The sequence below is a fragment of the Streptosporangium sp. NPDC006013 genome (genome assembly GCF_040614275.1).
GTDB lineage: Bacteria > Actinomycetota > Actinomycetes > Streptosporangiales > Streptosporangiaceae > Streptosporangium.
The window spans coordinates 1-2,625 of record NZ_JBEXUE010000804.1 but is presented as its reverse complement, the minus strand read 5'-3'; the positions used below and the strand labels follow the sequence as shown (position 1 = coordinate 2,625).

The 2,625-nt window shown below is 66.3% G+C and carries 3 protein-coding genes and 1 pseudogene; 2 read left to right on the top strand and 2 right to left on the bottom strand.

Annotated features, from left to right (window positions below):
* On the top strand, nt 1-425 hold a 425-nt coding region (locus ABZ260_RS49730; protein WP_355632606.1), incomplete at its 5' end, for an acyl-homoserine-lactone synthase.
* Between the two features lie 468 nt (nt 426-893).
* A complete protein-coding gene (locus ABZ260_RS49725; RefSeq protein WP_355632603.1) occupies nt 894-1,679 on the top strand; it encodes a nitrilase-related carbon-nitrogen hydrolase in 786 nt (261 codons plus the stop codon).
* A gap of 290 nt (nt 1,680-1,969) precedes the next feature.
* Here the strand turns inward: ABZ260_RS49725 and ABZ260_RS49720 are convergent.
* Both ABZ260_RS49720 and ABZ260_RS49715 read right to left on the bottom strand, forming a co-directional pair.
* Nucleotides 1,970-2,146: pseudogene (locus ABZ260_RS49720) on the bottom strand (RNA polymerase subunit sigma-24); the annotation flags it as partial.
* Nucleotides 2,146-2,532, bottom strand: a complete 387-nt coding sequence (locus tag ABZ260_RS49715; protein ID WP_355632608.1) for a YciI family protein — start codon at nt 2,530-2,532, stop codon at nt 2,146-2,148. The gene ABZ260_RS49715 and the pseudogene ABZ260_RS49720, both read right to left, overlap by 1 nt.
* Nucleotides 2,533-2,625: the final 93 nt, after the last annotated feature.

Genomic DNA, 2,625 nt, shown 5'->3' with positions numbered 1-2,625 from the left:
TCACGGGGTGCTGTCGGCTCCTGCCCACCGACGGTCCTTATATGATCCCCGACGTCTTCTCCGAGACGTTGCGCGGCGCCCCCGCTCCTCGCGATCCGAGCATCTGGGAGCTCAGCCGCCTGGCCACTGGCCGGGCCTGGCCCCGCACTACGGCAGCGGGTTTCGGCCCGCTTGCCCTTGCGCTGCTCCGGGACGCGTTTCGCTGGGTTGATCGGTACGGTGACACGGTGGTCGCGGTCTCAGGCGTGGCCCTGGAGCGGCGCCTGCATGTCATGGGTGTTCCCACCCGGCGTTTCGGTGACGGCAGGGCGACGCGCCTTGGCCGGCTTCTGTGTTCCGCCTATGCCGTCTCAACCCAGGCCTTCCTTGAGAACGCGCCTGCCGCGCCGACGGCGGCGACGATTCCCTGCCAGGACGAGTCCTAGCCCCCGCCTCCAGCACGGAGGACGGGGGCGCCGGGGCAGCGAGGATCAGCGGGTCTTCTGTGATTTTTCTGTCCGGTTTTTTCGGGCTGTTTTCGGTGGGCGTCCCGGTCGCCCTTGCATGACGGCCTCCTTCGGGGGTGTCATTCGTCGGTGGGCAAGTTCTCGATGGCGGCGCGGCGCTCGTCCTCCGACTCCGACGGCAGCGTGTATCGGCGGGCGGTCTCGATGTCGTCAGGCGCCGGCCGCGGGCGTTGACGAACAGGGGTGTCGTTAAGAGTCGTGTCACCAGGTACACGCGATCGTGTTGACCCTGGTGGCAGCCCTCGCAGCCGGACCGAGCTCACCTGCCAGAACGCTTGTTCCCTCTCGTTATCCCAGTTCGCTGACCTGGGCTAATGCGATCGCGTGTACCTGGTGACAGCTTCATTACCGACACCCCAATGCGTCCGCCTGATATTTTCCTGGCCCATGTTCGTGCGCACGGCCGTTGCCCAGATCCCGATCTCCTGGAACATCCCCGGCAACCTGAGCGAGATCACGCGAGTGGTCGAAGCCTGCACCGATGATGACTTGGTGGTCTTTCCCGAAGGAGCTCTGTCCGGCTACGGCGCCGACTTGGCTCCGCTTTCCCGGCTGGAGCCGGCCGAGTTGGAGGCGGCTGTTACCGAGCTCGCCGAGGTGGCCGCGCGAACCGGTGTCCACGTGATCTGCGGATCACTGGTCCCCAATGCCAGGCAGTGGTGGAACGCCTCCCTCGTCTTCACCCCCGAAGGTGAGCAGCACATCTACCGGAAGATCAACCTGGCGATGAACGAGCGCGGCGTGCTGGCCGCCGGCTCCGCCCTTCCCGTGCACCGGCTCACGCTTCCCGAGGGAGAGGTCACCGTCGGGACGCAGATCTGCCGAGAGATCCGCTTCCCCGAACAGTGGCAGCACCTCGCCCGTTGCGGCGCGCAGATGCTTGTGTATCTGACGAATGCTGCCAACCTCGCCGAGCCGTACGGGGTATGGCGCAGCCACCTGATCAGCCGAGCAGCCGAGAACCAGCGATGGGTGCTATCCGCCAACGTCGCCGATCCGCTCACCCACTGCCCGACAATGATCATCTCCCCGAGAGGCGAGGTCGTTGCTGAGGCTGCTGACGGGGAACCCGCCGTGCTGCGTGCGGTGATCGACACCGGCGGCGTCGGTGACTGGTATCTCGGCCAGCGCCGCCACGACGTCATCGACACCCGCTACCTCGGTTCGGTCTGACGGGCTGCGGCCAAGTACGGGCTGCCCCGCTTCCCCCTGTGTCCTGGTAATGCTCCACAGCCACGTTGGCAGGCGCGTTGGCAGCCTGATTCCGGAATCGGCAGTGTTCGCCCAAACAGGACACCGCGCGCAACACGGGGTCCCGGTAGTAATGGCCGTGAATCCAACGATGTTGCTGCTGACCTGCGGAGATTCCTTGGGAAACACGATCACGAAACGGCAGGCCAAGCTCTATCCATGCAGGTCAGACCTGTATCCGTTGGATTTTCCGCGATTGCTACCGGAACCCCCATCAGCCAGCCGGCCGGATTGGTCGGAGAGGCACGCGGCCACGACACCAGCGCCTCAGCCACCGCCTCCTGAGCCGCGTCCTCGGCCAGCCCGAAATCGCCGGTGAACCGGGTCAGCGCGGCGACGATCCGGGCCGACTCGATCCGCCAGACGGCCTCGACGTCGGCCCTACCCATCAGATCTGGCCGTCGCTCTCGCTGCCCTGCGGGACCTCGTCGGCCTCGGCCACCCGCCGGACCTCGATCTTGGACCCGCGGACCGCCGGGACCCGCTTGGCCCACTCGACCGCCTCCTGTTTCGTGGCGACATCGAGCAGGAAGTAGCCACCGAACAGTTCCCTGGTCTCGCCATACGGCCCGTCCGTGACCACCGGCACCTCGCCGCTGAAGTCGACCACGACGCCCTGGCCCGGATCATCCAGCCCTTCGGCCGCGACGAGAACCTCGGCCTTCATCATGTCCTCGATGAACCGGCGGGTCGTGTCCATCATCTCGTCGAGATCAGCCATCATGGCCGCGTTCGTCTCATCGGTGCCCCGCATGATCAGCAGGTATTTCGACATCGCGTTCTCCTCGTCCGGCGGGGCCGCCCATCGGCCCTCGCCCCCATACGTCGAACGAGCGGCCCGCTGATCGACACGGCCCCGGAGAAATCT